The sequence below is a fragment of the Pseudomonas alcaligenes genome (assembly GCF_014490745.1).
GTDB lineage: Bacteria > Pseudomonadota > Gammaproteobacteria > Pseudomonadales > Pseudomonadaceae > Aquipseudomonas > Aquipseudomonas alcaligenes_C.
Window position 1 is genome coordinate 2,064,458 of sequence record NZ_LZEU01000001.1, and the last position, 15,702, is coordinate 2,080,159.

The window sequence follows — 15,702 nt, forward strand, 5'->3', positions numbered from 1 at the left end:
CATTGGCGCTGCCGATAGGTTGTACAGCCCCTTTTTCTGGATTGCCGTCATGAGTCGCTCTGCCTCCACCGCCACCCGCTCCCAGCTGGCCTTGCAGTCCTACCTGGACGCCTTGCTGCAGGAAGCGGCTGCCGAGCTGGAGCAGAGCACTGCACTGGAAACGGTTGAGCTGGAGCAGAGTGTCGAGCTCGACGAGTTCGAGGCGGCGGTGCTCGAAGAGCAGGTGCGCGACTCGCGCCGCGAAGTGCCGCAGGTAGCCCCGCTCAGTGTGCGTGAGCGCCCGCTGGCGCTGGCCGAGGCCAAGCCGCTGGTGCTGCCGACCATCGAACTGAACATTCCGGAGGTGCGTGAAGAGCCGCGCCCGCTGGTGCCGGTCGAGGTGCAGGTCGAGGTGCCGGTGGCGCCCCCGGTGGTCGAGGCGCTGGTCGAGCTGCAGCCGGCGCTGAAAAAAGAGCCGGTGCGGGTCGGTGCCGACGGGCGTCCGGACTGGGCGCAGGAATCCTTCGAGTGCCTGCTGTTCGACGTGGCGGGGCTGACGTTGGCCGTGCCTCTGGTGTGCCTGGGCTCGATCTATCCGCTGGCCGGCACCGAGCTGACGCCGCTGTTCGGTCAGCCGGACTGGTTCCTTGGCATCCTGCCGTGCCAGGCCGGCAACCTGAAAGTACTGGATACCGCGCGCTGGGTCATGCCGGAGCGTTACCGCGAGGACTTCCGCGAAGGCCTGCAGTACGTGATTTCGGTCGAAGGCTACGAGTGGGGGCTGGCGGTGCATCAGGTCAGCCGCTCGATCCGCCTGCAGCCGGACGAGATCAAGTGGCGCAGCCAGCGCAGCCAGCGGCCGTGGCTGGCCGGTACGGTGATCGAGCACATGTGCGCGCTGCTGGATGTCTCGGCCCTGGCCGAACTGATCGCCAGCGGTGCCACGCGCAATGCTAAGCCGGCCAAGCCGGCCAGGGCGCACTGAATTCAACGGGCTGCGCCCTGTGCGGGGCTCTATAGTAATGACAGCGGGGTACACCCGCGTATGCCGCCTAAGCGGTTCTTGACGAGGCTAGGGACATGAAGAAAACGTCTGCGCAAGGTTCCGAAGATCCCATTCTGCAGTGGGTGACCTTCCGCCTGGATAACGAGACCTACGGCATCAATGTGATGCAGGTGCAGGAAGTGCTGCGCTACACCGAGATCGCTCCGGTGCCGGGCGCTCCGGCCTATGTGCTCGGGATCATCAACCTGCGCGGCAACGTGGTGACGGTGATCGACACCCGCCAGCGCTTCGGTCTGGATTCGGCACCGGTCACCGACAACACCCGCATCGTGATCATCGAGGCGGACAAGCAGGTGGTCGGCATCCTCGTCGACAGCGTGGCGGAAGTGGTCTACCTGCGCCAATCCGAGGTGGAGACCGCGCCGAACGTCGGCAACGAGGAATCGGCCAAGTTCATCCAGGGCGTGTGCAACAAGAACGGTGAGCTGCTGATCCTGGTCGAGCTGGACAAGATGATGACCGAGGAAGAGTGGTCCGAGCTGGAGAGCATCTGACCCATGTTGGAGATCGCGGTGGCCGTGCTCGGCCTGTTCTGTCTGCTGCTGGCGGGCACCTGCTTCTGGCTGCAGACCAATCTGCGCCAGCAGGCGCAGCTGCAGGCCGAGCGTGACGCCTTCCGCGATCAGCGTTTCAAGGAGCTGAGTCGGCGCCTCGACACCTACCTCACCGGCAGCATTCGCATGGGTGAGGAGCTGCACGAGCTGCGCAAGGTGGTCGCGCCGCTGCCGGACAAGCTCAACCAGATGGAGCAGCGCGATCCTTCCAGCCTGTCCTTCACCCAGGCCGCGCGCCTGGTCGGCATGGGCGCCAGTGTCGACGACCTGACCCAGTCCTGCGGGCTGAGCACGGCCGAGGCCGAACTGATCAGCAAGCTGCACAAGGCGCAGAAGCAGCGTTCCTGAGCTGCCCGCTTACTTCTCCTGGCTCTTAGCCTGCCATCGGGCCGTGTGAACGGTTCCAAGCTCCAGTCCTGTACCTGCCTAAGCTGAAATTGTGTCGTCGTGACTTCTGCGGAGGTCTGCCATGCGCATCAGTTTGTTGTTGCTCTGTGTGTTCCTGCTGCCGGTACATGCTGCCGAGGCGCCTCTGGAGGTCAGTGGGGCGACCACGGTGAATGTGCTGCAAGCCCGCCAGCTGTATGAACTGGGCGCAGTGTTCATCGACGTGCGACCAATGCGCGAGTGGAGCTGGGGCCATGTGCACGGCGCCCTGCATCTGGAGCTGGATTCGCGCTTCGCCGATCTGGCCGAAAGCCAATGGCCGCGCGGTGTGCCGCTAGTGATCTACAGCGACAGCGAGCTCGGCCCGCACAGCGCCGAGGCGGTGCGCCGCGCCGTCGGCTGGGGCTATCGGCAGGTGTATTTCTTCCGCTCCGGCTACTTCGCCTGGCAGTTGCTGGACTTCCCGCTAGGGCGGGGCGCCGAAGGCGAGTTGCTGGCCTTTACTCCGGCGGGGCGTTGAGCAGTGGCAGAGGCGGGGTAACGTCGCGCTCCTGATCGAAACCTTCCGGGCACTTGCCCTTGAGGTACCAGGCGAAGGCGATGATCTCGGCGATGCAGCGGTACAGTGCCTCGGGAATCGCATCGCCCAGCTCCAGGCGGGCCAGCAGGCGCACCAGCTCGGCATTCTCGTAGATCGGCACTTCATGCTCGCGGGCGATCGCCAGGATGGCCTCGGCCAGTTCGTCGTCGCCCTTGGCAGTGAGGCTGGGGGCGCTGGCGCCGTCGTAGGACAGCGCAATGGCCTGGCGGGGGGCTTTGGACTTCATGCGGTTTCGTCTACCCAGCGTTGTTCCAGGTTCGTGCGCGGGCCCTGTGGCGGCATGCCTTGGCGGCAGCTCAGCTCGCCGACTTCCAGGCCGGCGGCGAGCAGGCGCTCGCGCAGATGGCCGAGTTCGTGGTCGATCAGGCGGGCGGTGCTGGCCTGTTCCGCCCACAGCTGGCTGGACAGGCTGCCGCGTTGCAGCTGCGCCTGTACCTGCAGGGGGCCGAGCGGGGCGAGGTCGAAGGCCAGGTCGACGCGCCAGAGCATTTCCTTCTGCTCCTGTTTGCTGGCCTGTCCCTGTTCCTCGCGTTGCACGCGCACCTGCAGCGGCACGATGTCCTGCTGGTTGCGCATGGGGATTTCCAGCTGCCAGGTGGTCAGCAGGTTGCCTTCGGCCGTGACCTGGGTCTGCGCCAGGCTCGACAGCTGATGGGTCTGCAGGCGCGACACGGCCGCTGCGGCCAGGCGCAGGAGGGTTTCCAGATCGGCGTCTTCCTCCATGTTCTGCACCAGGCGCGAGGGCAGGGGGAAGCTCAGGGCCTGCTGGCGCAGGTTAGCCTGACCGAGGGCGCCGAGGGCATTGCGGACGAAGGCCGGCAGGGCCTGGGCCAGGCTGCTGCTGGCGTTGGCGGCCTGTAGCGGCGCGCCGCCAGGCAGGCTGGGCAGCAGCTGGCTGATCAGGCGCAGCAGGTTGGCCTTGAGGTCGTGGGGCATGCTGGCGGCCTGGCCGCCCAGCAGTTTGGCTTCCAACAGCAGGCCGCTGTGTTCCAGCGCCTTGGCCAGGCCGTCCGGGGTGCTCAGCTGCTTGCCGTCGGGCAATTGGCCGAGCAGCTTGTCGATGCTGCTGCGCAGCTCGTCCGGCAGGCCGTCCTGGGAGCCCAGCCCCTGCAGGGTCTTGAACAGGCCTTCAAGCGAACCCTGGCGACTCTGCTGGGTGGCCAACTGCTGGCCGAGGGCGAGCTGGTCGAGGCGGCCGCTCAGGGGCAGGAAGTTGAGCTCCTGGCTGCCGCGCACCTGGGCGGTAAGCAGGCTGCCGAGCGGCAGCGGCAGCGGGCTTTCAACGCTCAGCTTGCTGCCGGCCAGCGGTGTATTGAGCAGGCTGACCAGGGCTTTGTAGATGGTCTGCTGGGTGCGCACCTGCACCAGTTGTTCCTGGGCTACCACTTTGCCCTGCAGCAGGGTACCAACGGGCAGCTGCTGCAGATCCAGACTGTCGAGAATCTGGCTGTCACCGCTGGTCAGGGCCAGGGCCAGACGGGTTTCCGACAGGGCGGTAACGGTCAGCGCGGTACCCTGGGTCAGCGGGCGCGAGCTGCTGGCTTCCAGGGTGGCCTGGCGGCCGCTGTCGAGGGTCAGCTTGAGCAGCACCTGGAAGCTTTGCGCGCTTTCCTTGAGCGCCACCACTTCGGCCTTGGCGCTTTCCCCGGCGGCCAGCAGTCCTTCCAGCGGCTGCAGCAGCTTGACCGCCAGGTCGGCGGATACTTGTGCCGGGCGCACGGTCGAGCTTGGCGCGGGAAGTGGGCGAGGGCTGCTGATTTCTGCCATGCCGGGTTACACCCTGTCGAAAAGCCGGCTTCGGGGAGATGAATCCGGCATGTATAATGCCGCCCCGTCCGGGCTGGCTGTACGGTCAACTTGCGTCAGTATAGCGGCCGGCCCCCCCCTGACTTGAACCCCTTTTGGGACGCCATGCCTTGATCTCGCCCCGTCTACAAGCCGTTTCTCTCGCCTGCGAGCGGGATTGGCGCCTGCTGTTCGAAGGGCTGGATCTGGATCTGCAGGCCGGCAGCATGCTGCAGGTCGCCGGGCCCAACGGCAGCGGCAAGACCAGCCTGCTGCGCCTGCTCGCCGGGCTGATGCAGCCGACCGCTGGCGAGGTGCTGCTCAATGGCCGCCCGCTGGCCGGACAGCATGGCGAACTGGGCCGCAACCTGCTGTGGATCGGCCATGCGGCGGGGATCAAGGGCTTGCTGAGTGCCGAGGAAAACCTCGCCTGGCTTTGCGCCCTGCATCGCCCGGCGCCGCGGGCGGCAATCTGGCAGGCCCTGGAGGCCGTCGGCCTGCGCGGTTTCGAGGATGTGCCGTGCCACACCCTGTCCGCCGGCCAGCAGCGCCGCGTGGCGCTGGCGCGGCTGTACCTCGATGCGCCGCCGCTGTGGATTCTCGATGAGCCCTTTACCGCCCTCGACAAGCAGGGCGTGGCGCAACTGGAGAGCCATCTGGCCCGGCATTGCGAACAGGGCGGCATGGTGGTGCTGACCACCCACCACACGCTGACGGAAAAGCCCGCCGGCTACCGCGAACTGGATCTGGGGCGGCGCGCCGCATGAGCAGTGTCTTCGCCCTGCTGGTAGCCCGCGAGGCGCGCCTGCTGTTCCGCCGGCCGGCCGAGCTGGCTAATCCTTTGGTGTTCTTCGCCATCGTCATCGCCCTCTTCCCGCTGGCCGTCGGCCCCGAGGCTGCGCTGCTGCAGACCCTCTCGCCGGGGCTGATCTGGGTGGCGGCCCTGCTGGCTGTGCTGCTGTCGCTGGACGGCCTGTTTCGCAGTGATTTCGAAGATGGTTCTTTGGAACAGTGGGTCCTTTCGTCGCACCCCCTGCCTCTTCTGGTGTTGGCCAAGGTGCTGGCACACTGGCTGTTCTCCGGCCTGGCGCTGGTGCTGCTGGCGCCGCTGCTGGCGCTGATGCTGGGGCTGCCGACGCACTGCCTGCCGGCGTTGTTGCTGTCGCTGCTGCTGGGCACCCCGGTGCTGAGCCTGCTTGGCGCAGTGGGTGCAGCGCTGACCGTGGGCCTCAAGCGCGGCGGCCTGCTGCTGGCGCTGCTGATTCTGCCGCTGTATATCCCCGTGCTGATTCTCGGCAGCGGCGCGCTACAGGCGGCCCTGCAAGGATTGCCGACGGCCGGCCACCTGTTGTGGCTGGCCAGCCTGACCGCCCTGGCGGTCACCCTGACACCCTTTGCAATCGGCGCCGGCCTGAAGATCAGCGTCGGCGAATGACAGGCCTAGTAAAGATGCAAAAGCTGTTGAAAAACGTAACGAGCGCCGCCGAGACAAGGCGAAAGCAGGAGAGGGCGCGGAGTTTACGAGTGGTAAATGAGCAGCCCGGGCCTGCTTTCAATGCAGTATCGGCAAGCGCAGTAGTTTTGAGGCAGCTTTTATGAACTGGACCTGGTTTCACCAATGGGGCTCGCCCAAATGGTTCTACGAGCGCAGCGGGCGCTGGCTGCCCTGGCTGACTGCTGCAGCCATCCTGCTGCTGGCGGTGGGGCTGATCTGGGGCCTGGCGTTTGCGCCGCCGGAGAAGTACCAGGGCAATAGCTACCGGATCATCTACATCCATGTGCCTGCGGCATTCCTGGCCCAAGCCTGCTACCTGCTGATGGCAGTGGCCGGCGTAGTAGGGCTGGTGTGGAAGATGAAGCTGGCCGACGTGGCCCTGCAGCAGGCCGCGCCGGTCGGTGCCTGGCTGTGCTTCATCGCCCTGGTGACCGGTTCCATCTGGGGCAAGCCGACCTGGGGCACTTACTGGATCTGGGACGCGCGCCTGACCTCGATGCTGATCCTGCTGTTCCTCTACTTCGGGGTGATTTCCCTGGGCAACGCCATCAGCAACCGCGACAGCGCGGCCAAGGCCTGTGCCGTACTGGCCCTGGTTGGCGCGGTGAACATCCCGATCATCCAGAAGTCGGTGGAGTGGTGGAACACCCTGCATCAGCCCGCCACCTTCAAGGTCACCGGTAAGGCCAGCATGAACATGGAGATGTGGCTGCCGCTGCTGATCTCGGTACTGGGGCTGTACTGCTTCTTTGCCGCCGTGCTGCTCTATCGCATGCGCACCGAAGTGCTCAAGCGTGAGGCGCGCAGCAGCTGGGTCAAGGCCGAAGTGGCGCGCCTGGCCGGAGGTCGTCCATGAGCAGTTTCGCTTCCTTCGCCGACTTCCTCGCCATGGGCAACCATGGCGCCTATGTGTGGTCGGCCTATGGCATCAGCCTGGCCGTGCTGGCCCTCAACGTCGCCCTGCCGATTCTGGCCCGGCGCCGCTACCTGCAAGACGAGGCGCGCCGTCTGCGCCGGGAGAGCAATTCGTGAACGCGGTCCGCAAGAAACGCCTGTATATCGTCCTCGCCATCCTGGTCGGTGTGTCCATTGCCGTGGCCCTGGCGCTGTCGGCGCTGAAGGAGAACATCAACCTGTTCTACACGCCGACCGAGATCGCCGCGGGCAAGGCGCCGGTGGGCGCGCAGATCAAGGCCGGCGGCATGGTCGAGAAGGGCTCGCTGAAACGTTCCGGCGACTCCCTGGACATCGAGTTCGTGGTCACCGACTTCGCCAAGAGCGTTACCGTGCGCTACCACGGCATCCTGCCGGATCTGTTCCGCGAGGGGCAGGGCATCGTCGCCGTCGGCAAGCTGCAGGCCGACGGCAGTTTCAGCGCCGAGCAGGTGCTGGCCAAGCACGATGAGAACTACATGCCGCCGGAAGTGACCAAGGCGCTCAAGGACAGCGGCAAGCTGCCGTCCGAGGGCACGCCGGGCAAAGAGGGGTGAGCATGAACGCCGCACTGCTGGTTCCCGAACTGGGCCATCTGGCCCTGATCCTCGCCCTGTGTCTGGCCGTATTGCAGGCCAGCCTGCCGCTGATCGGCGCCTGGCGTGGCGATCGCCAGTGGATGGGCCTGGCGCAGCCGGCGGCCTGGGGGCAGTTCAGTTTCCTGGTGTTCGCCTTCGCCTGCCTGACCTGGGCCTTCATGACCGACGATTTCTCGGTCGCCTACGTGGCGCAGAACTCCAACAGCGCCTTGCCCTGGTACTACAAGTTCAGCGCCGTATGGGGCGCCCACGAAGGCTCGCTGCTGCTCTGGGCGCTGATCCTCGGCGGCTGGACTTTCGCCGTGTCGATCTTCTCCCGCCAGCTGCCGGACGTGATGCTGGCCCGGGTGCTGGCGGTGATGGGGATGATCAGCGTCGGCTTCCTGCTGTTCCTGATCGTCACCTCCAACCCGTTCGCCCGCCTGCTGCCGGATTCGCCGATCGATGGCCGCGACCTCAACCCGCTGCTGCAGGACTTCGGCCTGATCGTCCATCCGCCGATGCTGTACATGGGCTATGTCGGCTTCTCCGTGGCCTTCTCCTTTGCCATCGCCGCGCTGCTCGGCGGCAAGCTGGATGCCGCCTGGGCGCGCTGGTCGCGGCCGTGGACCATCATCGCCTGGGCCTTCCTCGGCATCGGCATCAGTCTCGGCTCCTGGTGGGCCTACTACGAACTCGGCTGGGGCGGCTGGTGGTTCTGGGATCCGGTGGAGAACGCTTCGTTCATGCCCTGGCTGGTCGGCACTGCGCTCATCCACTCGCTGGCGGTCACCGAGAAGCGCGGTGTGTTCAAGAGCTGGACGGTGCTGCTGGCCATCGCCGCGTTTTCCCTGAGCCTGCTGGGAACCTTCCTGGTGCGCTCCGGGGTGCTCACCTCGGTGCATGCGTTTGCCAGCGATCCGGCCCGTGGCGTGTTCATCCTGGCCTTCTTGCTGGTGGTGGTCGGCGGTTCGCTGACCCTGTTCGCCGTGCGCGCGCCGGTGGTCAAGAGCCAGGTCGGCTTTGCCCTGTGGTCGCGCGAGACCCTGCTGCTGGCCAATAACCTGATCCTGGTGGTAGCAGCCTCGACCATCCTGCTCGGCACCCTCTACCCGCTGGTGCTGGATGCCCTCAGCGGCGCCAAGCTGTCGGTCGGGCCGCCCTATTTCAACGCCCTGTTCGTGCCGCTGATGGGCCTGCTGATGCTGGTGCTAGCGGTGGGCGTGCTGGTGCGCTGGAAGGACACCCCGCTGAAATGGCTGCTGGGCATGCTCACGCCGGTGCTGCTGGGCAGCGTGGTGCTGGGCGTGCTGGCCAGTCTGACCCTGGCCGACTTCCACTGGGCGGTGCTGGCCGCCTGCCTGCTGGGCGCCTGGGTGGTGCTGGCCGGGCTGCGCGACCTGTTCGACAAGACCCGCCACAAGGGCCTGCTCAAGGGAATTCGCAACCTGTCCAGCAGCTACTGGGGCATGCAGCTGGCGCACCTGGGTCTGGCCGTCTGCGCCGTTGGCGTGGTGCTGGTCAGCCAGGGCAGTGCCGAGCGCGACCTGCGCCTGGCGCCCGGCGAGTCGCTGGAACTGGCTGGCTATCGCTTCGTCTTCGAGGGCGTGGCTCATCACGAGGGACCGAACTTCACCTCGGATCGCGGCACCATCCGTGTGCTGGAAGGCAGCGAGGAAGTCGCTGTGCTGCATCCGGAGAAGCGCCTGTACACCGTGCAGCGCATGCCGATGACCGAGGCGGGTATCGATGCCGGCTTCACCCGCGACCTCTACGTCGCCCTCGGCGAGCCGCTGGACGATGGCGCCTGGGCCGTGCGCGTGCACATCAAACCCTTCGTGCGCTGGCTCTGGCTGGGCGGCCTGATGATGGGCTTCGGCGGCCTGCTGGCTGCCTTCGACCGGCGCTACCGGGTCAAGGTCAAGACCCGCGTACGCGATGTGCTGGGCCTCAATGACGGAGCTGCCGCATGAAACGCCTGATCCTGCTGGTGCCGCTGCTGCTGTTCCTCGGCGTGGCACTGTTTCTCTACCGTGGCCTGTTCCTCGATCCCAGCGAGCTGCCCTCGGCGCTGATCGGCAAGCCGTTTCCCGAGTTCGATCTGGCCCGGGTCGACGAGCCAGGCCAGCGCCTGAACCGCAGCAACCTGCTGGGCAAGCCGGCACTGGTCAATGTCTGGGCCACCTGGTGCATTTCCTGCCGGGTCGAGCATCCGGTGCTGAACCAGCTGGCGCAGCTCGGGGTGAACATCTACGGGGTCAATTACAAGGACGACAATGCCGCGGCGCAGAAGTGGCTGAAGGAGTTCCACAACCCCTACCAGCTGAATATCAGCGACGCGCAGGGCAGCCTCGGCCTGGATCTCGGCGTGTACGGCGCGCCGGAGACCTTCCTCATCGACGCCAAGGGTATCATCCGCCACAAGTTCGTCGGCGTGATCGACGAGCGCGTCTGGCGCGAGCAGCTGGCGCCGCTGTACCAGGCGCTGGTGGACGAGCAATGAAGCGCCTGCTGCTTGCCTGTCTGCTGGGCCTGAGCCTGATCGGCGCGGCCCGCGCGGCCATCGATACCTACCAGTTCAAGGACGAGGCGGAGCGCGAGCGCTTTCGCACCCTGACCGAGGAGCTGCGCTGCCCGAAGTGCCAGAACCAGGATCTGGCCGACTCCAATGCGCCGATTGCCGCCGACCTGCGCCGGGAAATCTACCGGATGCTCCAGGAAGGCAAGAGCAACGACGAGATCGTCGACTTCCTGGTGCTGCGCTACGGCGACTTCGTGCGCTACAAGCCGCCGGTGGATGCGCGTACCTACCTGCTCTGGTATGGTCCGGCCTCGCTGCTGGGCCTGGGCCTGCTCGGGCTCGGCGTGCTGGTGCTGCGCCGCCGCCGGGTGGAGAACGCCCCCGAGCAGGTCACCCTTTCCGAGGCCGAGCGTGAGCGCCTGGCCAGGCTGTTGAAGGACAACCCATGATCGTGTTCTGGCTTGCCACCGGCCTGTTGTTGCTGGTCGGCCTGGCATTTCCCCTGATTCCGCTGCTGCGCGGCCGTCGTGCCCAGGCCGAGGAAGACCGCACTGCACTGAACGTCGCCCTGTACCAGGAGCGCCTGGCCGAGATGAGTGCCCAGCACGCTGCCGGGGTGCTGAGCGAGGCGCAGTTCGCCGCCGGCCAGGCCGAGGCGGCCCGCGAGCTGCTGGCCGACACCGAGGGCGCCGGCGAGCGCAGCGCGCGCCTGGGCAAGCTGCTGCCGCTAGTGCTCAGTCTGTTGGTGCCGGCAGTGGCCCTGGGCCTGTACCTGCACTGGGGCTCCAGCCAGCAACTGGCCGAGATGCAGGAGCAACCCAGCGTCGGGCAGATGACTGCGCGCCTGGAGGCGTCGGTCAAGGAGCAGCCGGATTCCGCCGAAGCCTGGTATTACCTGGGGCGCATCTATATGGCCCAGGGCCGTTCCCAGGAGGCGGTGCAGGCCTACCAGCAGACCATCCGCATCGCCGGGCGCGCGCCCGAGCTGCTGGGGCAACTGGCCCAGGCGCTGTACTTCGCCGCCGACAAGCAGTGGAGCGCGCAGATCCAGACCCTCACCGACGAGGCGCTCAAGGCCGACCCCAACGAGGTCACCAGTCTCGGTCTGCTGGGTATTTCCGCGTTCGAGGGCGAGCGTTACGGCGAGGCGGTCGACTACTGGCAGCGCCTGCTGGCGCAGATGCCCGCCGAAGACCCGTCGCGCGCGGCGATCCAGGGCGGCATCGAGCGTGCCCGCGAGCGCCTGCAGGCGGCCGGTGGTGCTCCGGTCGGCGAAGTGGTCAACAAGTCGATGGCCGTGCTCAAGGTGCGGGTCGAACTGGCGCCGGCGCTCAAGGACAAGGTGCAGCCCGGCGACAGCGTGTTCGTCTTCGCCCGCGCCAGCTCCGGGCCGCCCATGCCGCTGGCGGTCAAGCGCCTGAGTGTGGCCGATCTGCCGGCCGAGGTGGAGCTGAGCGACCGCGACGCGATGATGGCGCAGCTGAAGATTTCCAGCTTCCCGCAGGTGCAGCTGGTGGCGCGTATTTCGCGCAGCGGCGTGGCCACGGCCGGCGAGTGGGTAGGGCGCGGCCAGTCGATCGCCAGCAGCACGGGCGAGCTGCAGCAACTGCTGATCGACAGCCCGGATCAGGCCAAGTGAGCCGGCGTCCGCACCTGCTGTCGGCGGCGCTGTTGCTGGCGCTGGCCGGTTGCAGCCTGCAGTCGGCCGCACCGCTGCCGAGCGGGCATACCGGCACGGCGCAGACCCACCCGCGCTACGCTCCGCCGCCCGGCGGCAACAGCTACTGGGATGCCCGGCTGGGCGTGTATGTGGTCAAGGGCGGCGGTGAGCTGTACTACCGCGAACGTACCTATTACCGCTGGAACCATGGCTGGGCCTGGGCAAGCAGCCCGCAGGGGCCCTGGCAGCCGACGGATATCGGCGGCGTGCCGCCAGGCCTGGGCCACAAGCACGCGCAATAGTGGCTTGCCGGTAGCCTTGCCGACTTGCTGAAAGGGGTGGATTGGGCGGCGAAAACCCTGTGATACACTCCGCCGACTCCTCGTATTGCCCCTTTTTCTAAGGAAATCCATGAACTTCATGGCAGCGGACAGCCTCGTTCTGCAGTCTTCCGGGTTTTTCCCGGTGGAGGGCCTGGCATGCGCCTGAAGTGCATCAAACTGGCGGGTTTCAAGTCCTTCGTCGACCCCACCACGGTAAGTTTCCCCAGCAACATGGCGGCGGTGGTCGGGCCCAATGGTTGCGGCAAGTCGAACATCATCGACGCCGTGCGTTGGGTGATGGGCGAAAGTTCGGCGAAGAACCTCCGTGGCGAGTCGATGACCGACGTCATCTTCAACGGCTCCAACACGCGCAAGCCGGTGACCCAGGCCAGCATCGAGCTGATCTTCGATAACTCCGACGGCAGCCTGGTGGGTGAGTACGCCGCCTTCGCCGAGATTTCCATCCGGCGCCGGGTGACCCGCGACTCGCAGAACACCTACTTCCTCAACGGCGTGAAGTGCCGCCGGCGCGACATCACCGACATCTTCCTCGGCACCGGCCTGGGCCCGCGCAGCTACTCGATCATCGAGCAGGGCATGATCTCCAAGCTGATCGAGGCCAAGCCCGAGGACTTGCGCAACTTCATCGAGGAAGCGGCCGGCATCTCCAAGTACAAGGAGCGCCGCCGCGAGACCGAGAGCCGCATCCGCCGTACCCACGAGAACCTGGCGCGCCTGACCGACCTGCGCGAAGAGCTGGAGCGCCAGCTCGAACGCCTGCATCGCCAGGCCCAGGCTGCCGAGAAGTACCAGGAATACAAGGCCGAGGAGCGCCAGCTCAAGGCCCAGCTGTCGGCCCTGCGCTGGCAGGCGCTGAACCTGCAGGTGGGCAGCCGCGAGCAGGTGATCGGTGACCAGGAGGTGGCCTACGAGGCCCTGGTGGCCGAGCAGCGCAGTGCCGATGCCAGCATCGAGCGCCTGCGCGACGGTCATCACGAGCTGTCCGAGCGCTTCAACCAGGTGCAGGGGCGCTTCTACTCGGTGGGCGGCGACATCGCCCGCGTCGAGCAGAGCATCCAGCACGGCCAGCAGCGCCTGCGCCAGTTGCAGGACGACCTCAACGAGGCCGAGCGCTCGCGCCTGGAAACCGAATCGCACCTGGGCCATGACCGCACCCTGCTGGCCACCCTGGGCGAAGAGCTGGCCATGCTCGAGCCGGAGCAGGAAATTACTGCCGCGGCCTCCGAGGAGTCCGCCGCCGCCCTGGAAGACGCGGAAAGCGCCATGCACGGCTGGCAGGAGCAGTGGGACGGCTTCAACCAGCGCAGTGCCGAGCCGCGCCGCCAGGCCGAAGTGCAGCAGTCGCGCATCCAGCAGCTGGAGCAGAGTCTGGAGCGTCTGGCTGAGCGCCAGCGCCGCCTGAGCGAAGAGCTGGCGCAGCTGGCGGCCGATCCGGAGGATGCGGCGATCCTCGAGCTGGCCGAGCAACTGGCCGGCAGCGAACTGAACCTGGAAGAGCTGCACGCTGCCGAAGAAACCCTGGTCGAGCGCCTGGAGCAGCTGCGCGGCGAGCTGCAGCAGGCCGGTCAGGCCCAGCAGCAGGCCCAGGGCGAGTTGCAGCGCCTGAATGGCCGCATCGTCTCCCTGGAGGCCCTGCAACAGGCCGCGCTCAACCCGGGCAAGGGCGCCGCCGAATGGCTGCGTGAGCAGCAGCTGGACAAGCGTCCGCGTCTGGCCGAAGGGTTGCGGGTGGAGAGCGGCTGGGAGCTGGCGGTGGAAACCGTGCTTGGTGCCGATTTGCAGGCGGTGCTGCTGGATGATTTCGCCGGCCTGGATCTGGCCGGTTTCGACCAGGGCGAGCTGCGCCTGGTCAATCCCCAGGCGGGCGGCGCCCGGGTTGCCGGCAGCCTGCTGGACAAGGTCGAGGCCGGCTTCGACCTGGCACCCTGGCTGGCCAAGGTGCGCCCGGTGGAAAGCCTCGACGAGGCGCTGGCGCGGCGCAGCCAGCTCGGCGAGGGCGAGAGCCTGATCAGCCGCGACGGTTATTGGGTCGGCCGGCAGTTCCTGCGGGTACGCCGCGCCAGTGCGGCGGAGAGCGGCGTGCTGGCGCGCGGGCAGGAACTGGAACGCCTGGGCCTGGAGCGCGAGGAGCGCGAGGCGGCGCTGGCCGATCTCGACGAGCGCCTGCAGCAGCTGCAGCAGGCCCAGCGTCAGCAGGAAGAGGCGCGCGAGCAGCAGCGCCGCCGTGTGCAGGAAGAAGCGCGGCGCCAGGGCGAGCTGAAGGCCCAGCTTTCCGCCGGCCAGGCCAAGGCCGAGCAGCTGACCCTGCGCCGCCGGCGCCTGGAAGGCGAACTGCACGAATTGGGCGAGCAGCGCGAGCTGGAGCAGGAACAACTGGGCGAAGCGCGCCTGATCCTGCAGGACGCGCTGGAAGCCATGGCCCTCGACACCGAGCAGCGCGAGCTGCTGCTGGCCAGCCGCGACAGCCTGCGCGAGCGCCTCGACCGGGTGCGCCAGGAAGCCCGCCAGCACAAGGATCATGCCCATCAGCTGGCCGTGCGCCTGGGCTCGATCAAGGCCCAGCACGAGTCCACCCGCCAGGCCCTGGAGCGCCTGGAGCTGCAGTTCGAGCGCGCCATCGAGCGCCGCGAGCAGCTCAACCTCAACCTGGAGGAGGGCGCCGCACCGCTGGAAGAGCTACGCATGAAGCTCGAAGAGCTGCTCGACCGGCGCATGGGCGTGGAGGATGAGCTGAAGCTCGCCCGCCTGGCCCTGGAAGATGCCGACCGTGAGCTGCGCGATGCCGAAAAGCGGCGCAGCCAGGCCGAGCAGCAGGCCCAGCTGCTACGCGGCCAGCTGGAGCAGCAGCGGATGGAGTGGCAGGCCCTCAGCGTACGGCGCAAGGCCCTGCAGGATCAGCTGCTGGAAGACAACTACGACCTGCACGGGGTGCTTGCCACGCTGCCACCCGAAGCCGGCGAGCAGGCCTGGGAAGAGGAACTGGAGCGCCTGGCCGGGAAAATCCAGCGGCTGGGGGCGATCAACCTGGCGGCCATCGACGAATACCAGCAGCAGTCCGAGCGCAAGCGCTACCTGGATGCGCAGAATGCCGACCTGGTGGAAGCGCTGGAGACCCTGGAAAACGTCATCCGCAAGATCGACAAGGAAACCCGCAACCGCTTCAAGGAGACCTTCGACCAGATCAACAGCGGCCTGCAGGCGCTGTTCCCGAAAGTCTTCGGTGGCGGTCACGCCTACCTGGAGCTGACCGGCGAAGACCTGCTGGATACCGGGGTGGCGATCATGGCGCGCCCGCCGGGCAAGAAGAACAGCACCATTCACCTGCTGTCCGGCGGCGAGAAAGCGCTGACTGCACTGGCCCTGGTATTTGCCATCTTCAAGTTGAATCCGGCGCCGTTCTGCATGCTCGACGAAGTGGATGCGCCGCTCGACGACGCCAACGTCGGGCGCTATGCAAGGCTGGTCAAGGAAATGTCGGAGACCGTGCAGTTCATCTATATCACCCACAACAAGATCGCCATGGAAATGGCCGATCAGTTGATGGGGGTGACCATGCACGAGCCGGGTTGCTCGCGTCTGGTAGCCGTGGATGTGGAAGAAGCGCTGAGTCTGGTCGAATCCTGACCGGGATATATCCCGAAACCTCTGTCGGGATTAACGGCCGGTAAATATTCGCCTTGCAGTTCAGCGGCTTAGCCAATGTAGCGAATTATTTTGCAACGGCTCTTTTCGGCACCGACATAAATGCCGAAGATTGCCTTGTAACGGTGCACATTTACCGTTCGTCGTGCTAGTTTAG

17 protein-coding genes are annotated in these 15,702 nt (G+C 66.7%); 15 read left to right on the top strand and 2 right to left on the bottom strand.

The window, feature by feature from the left end; translation table 11 throughout:
* Window positions 1–49: 49 nt before the first annotated feature.
* From A9179_RS09365 to A9179_RS09380, 4 genes are all read left to right on the top strand, one after another.
* A complete protein-coding gene (locus A9179_RS09365) occupies window positions 50–964 on the top strand; it encodes a CheW domain-containing protein (RefSeq protein ID WP_187805549.1) in 915 nt (304 codons plus the stop codon).
* Between the two features lie 95 nt (window positions 965–1,059).
* A complete protein-coding gene (locus A9179_RS09370; RefSeq protein ID WP_187805550.1) occupies window positions 1,060–1,539 on the top strand; it encodes a chemotaxis protein CheW in 480 nt (159 codons plus the stop codon).
* A gap of 3 nt (window positions 1,540–1,542) precedes the next feature.
* The gene (locus A9179_RS09375) at window positions 1,543–1,947 is read left to right on the top strand and encodes a DUF2802 domain-containing protein (RefSeq protein WP_187805551.1); all 405 of its coding nucleotides are present in this window, start codon (window positions 1,543–1,545) and stop codon (window positions 1,945–1,947) included.
* Between the two features lie 121 nt (window positions 1,948–2,068).
* On the top strand, window positions 2,069–2,506 hold the full coding sequence (locus A9179_RS09380; RefSeq protein WP_187805552.1) for a rhodanese-like domain-containing protein: 438 nt from the start codon (window positions 2,069–2,071) through the stop codon (window positions 2,504–2,506).
* On the opposite strand, the gene A9179_RS09385 is transcribed toward A9179_RS09380, so the two are convergent.
* Entirely contained in the window at window positions 2,487–2,813 is a 327-nt protein-coding gene (locus A9179_RS09385) for an EscU/YscU/HrcU family type III secretion system export apparatus switch protein (protein WP_187805553.1), read from the bottom strand. The genes A9179_RS09380 and A9179_RS09385 overlap by 20 nt on opposite strands.
* Window positions 2,810–4,354, bottom strand: a complete 1,545-nt coding sequence (fliK, locus tag A9179_RS09390; protein WP_187805554.1) for a flagellar hook-length control protein FliK — start codon at window positions 4,352–4,354, stop codon at window positions 2,810–2,812. The genes A9179_RS09385 and fliK overlap by 4 nt, the downstream gene beginning before the upstream one ends.
* Window positions 4,355–4,488: 134 nt before the next feature.
* On the opposite strand from fliK, the gene ccmA reads away from it, so the two are divergent.
* The 11 genes from ccmA to smc all read left to right on the top strand — a co-directional run bounded on the left by ccmA (window position 4,489) and on the right by smc (window position 15,527).
* Entirely contained in the window at window positions 4,489–5,139 is a 651-nt protein-coding gene (gene ccmA / locus A9179_RS09395) for a cytochrome c biogenesis heme-transporting ATPase CcmA (RefSeq protein WP_394354723.1), read from the top strand.
* Entirely contained in the window at window positions 5,136–5,807 is a 672-nt protein-coding gene (gene ccmB / locus A9179_RS09400; RefSeq protein WP_187805556.1) for a heme exporter protein CcmB, read from the top strand. Before ccmA ends, ccmB begins: the two co-directional genes overlap by 4 nt.
* A gap of 160 nt (window positions 5,808–5,967) precedes the next feature.
* The gene (locus tag A9179_RS09405; RefSeq protein WP_187805557.1) at window positions 5,968–6,723 is read left to right on the top strand and encodes a heme ABC transporter permease; all 756 of its coding nucleotides are present in this window, start codon (window positions 5,968–5,970) and stop codon (window positions 6,721–6,723) included.
* The gene (gene ccmD / locus A9179_RS09410) at window positions 6,720–6,899 is read left to right on the top strand and encodes a heme exporter protein CcmD (RefSeq protein ID WP_187805558.1); all 180 of its coding nucleotides are present in this window, start codon (window positions 6,720–6,722) and stop codon (window positions 6,897–6,899) included. The genes A9179_RS09405 and ccmD overlap by 4 nt, the downstream gene beginning before the upstream one ends.
* Window positions 6,896–7,357, top strand: a complete 462-nt coding sequence (ccmE, locus tag A9179_RS09415; protein ID WP_187805559.1) for a cytochrome c maturation protein CcmE — start codon at window positions 6,896–6,898, stop codon at window positions 7,355–7,357. The genes ccmD and ccmE overlap by 4 nt, the downstream gene beginning before the upstream one ends.
* A 2-nt stretch (window positions 7,358–7,359) precedes the next feature.
* Window positions 7,360–9,351 carry a heme lyase CcmF/NrfE family subunit gene (locus A9179_RS09420; protein WP_394354724.1) on the top strand — a complete coding sequence of 664 codons (1,992 nt, stop codon included), beginning with the start codon at window positions 7,360–7,362 and terminating at the stop codon, window positions 9,349–9,351.
* Window positions 9,348–9,881: a DsbE family thiol:disulfide interchange protein gene (locus tag A9179_RS09425; RefSeq protein ID WP_187805560.1), complete on the top strand. Its 534-nt coding sequence runs from the start codon at window positions 9,348–9,350 to the stop codon at window positions 9,879–9,881. Before A9179_RS09420 ends, A9179_RS09425 begins: the two co-directional genes overlap by 4 nt.
* On the top strand, window positions 9,878–10,348 hold the full coding sequence (locus A9179_RS09430) for a cytochrome c-type biogenesis protein (RefSeq protein WP_187805561.1): 471 nt from the start codon (window positions 9,878–9,880) through the stop codon (window positions 10,346–10,348). Before A9179_RS09425 ends, A9179_RS09430 begins: the two co-directional genes overlap by 4 nt.
* Window positions 10,345–11,538: a c-type cytochrome biogenesis protein CcmI gene (gene ccmI / locus A9179_RS09435; RefSeq protein WP_187805562.1), complete on the top strand. Its 1,194-nt coding sequence runs from the start codon at window positions 10,345–10,347 to the stop codon at window positions 11,536–11,538. The genes A9179_RS09430 and ccmI overlap by 4 nt, the downstream gene beginning before the upstream one ends.
* A 56-nt stretch (window positions 11,539–11,594) precedes the next feature.
* Window positions 11,595–11,861 carry a hypothetical protein gene (locus A9179_RS09440; protein WP_394354758.1) on the top strand — a complete coding sequence of 89 codons (267 nt, stop codon included), beginning with the start codon at window positions 11,595–11,597 and terminating at the stop codon, window positions 11,859–11,861.
* A gap of 177 nt (window positions 11,862–12,038) precedes the next feature.
* A complete protein-coding gene (gene smc, locus A9179_RS09445) occupies window positions 12,039–15,527 on the top strand; it encodes a chromosome segregation protein SMC (protein WP_187805564.1) in 3,489 nt (1,162 codons plus the stop codon).
* The last annotated feature ends 175 nt before the right edge of the window (window positions 15,528–15,702 follow it).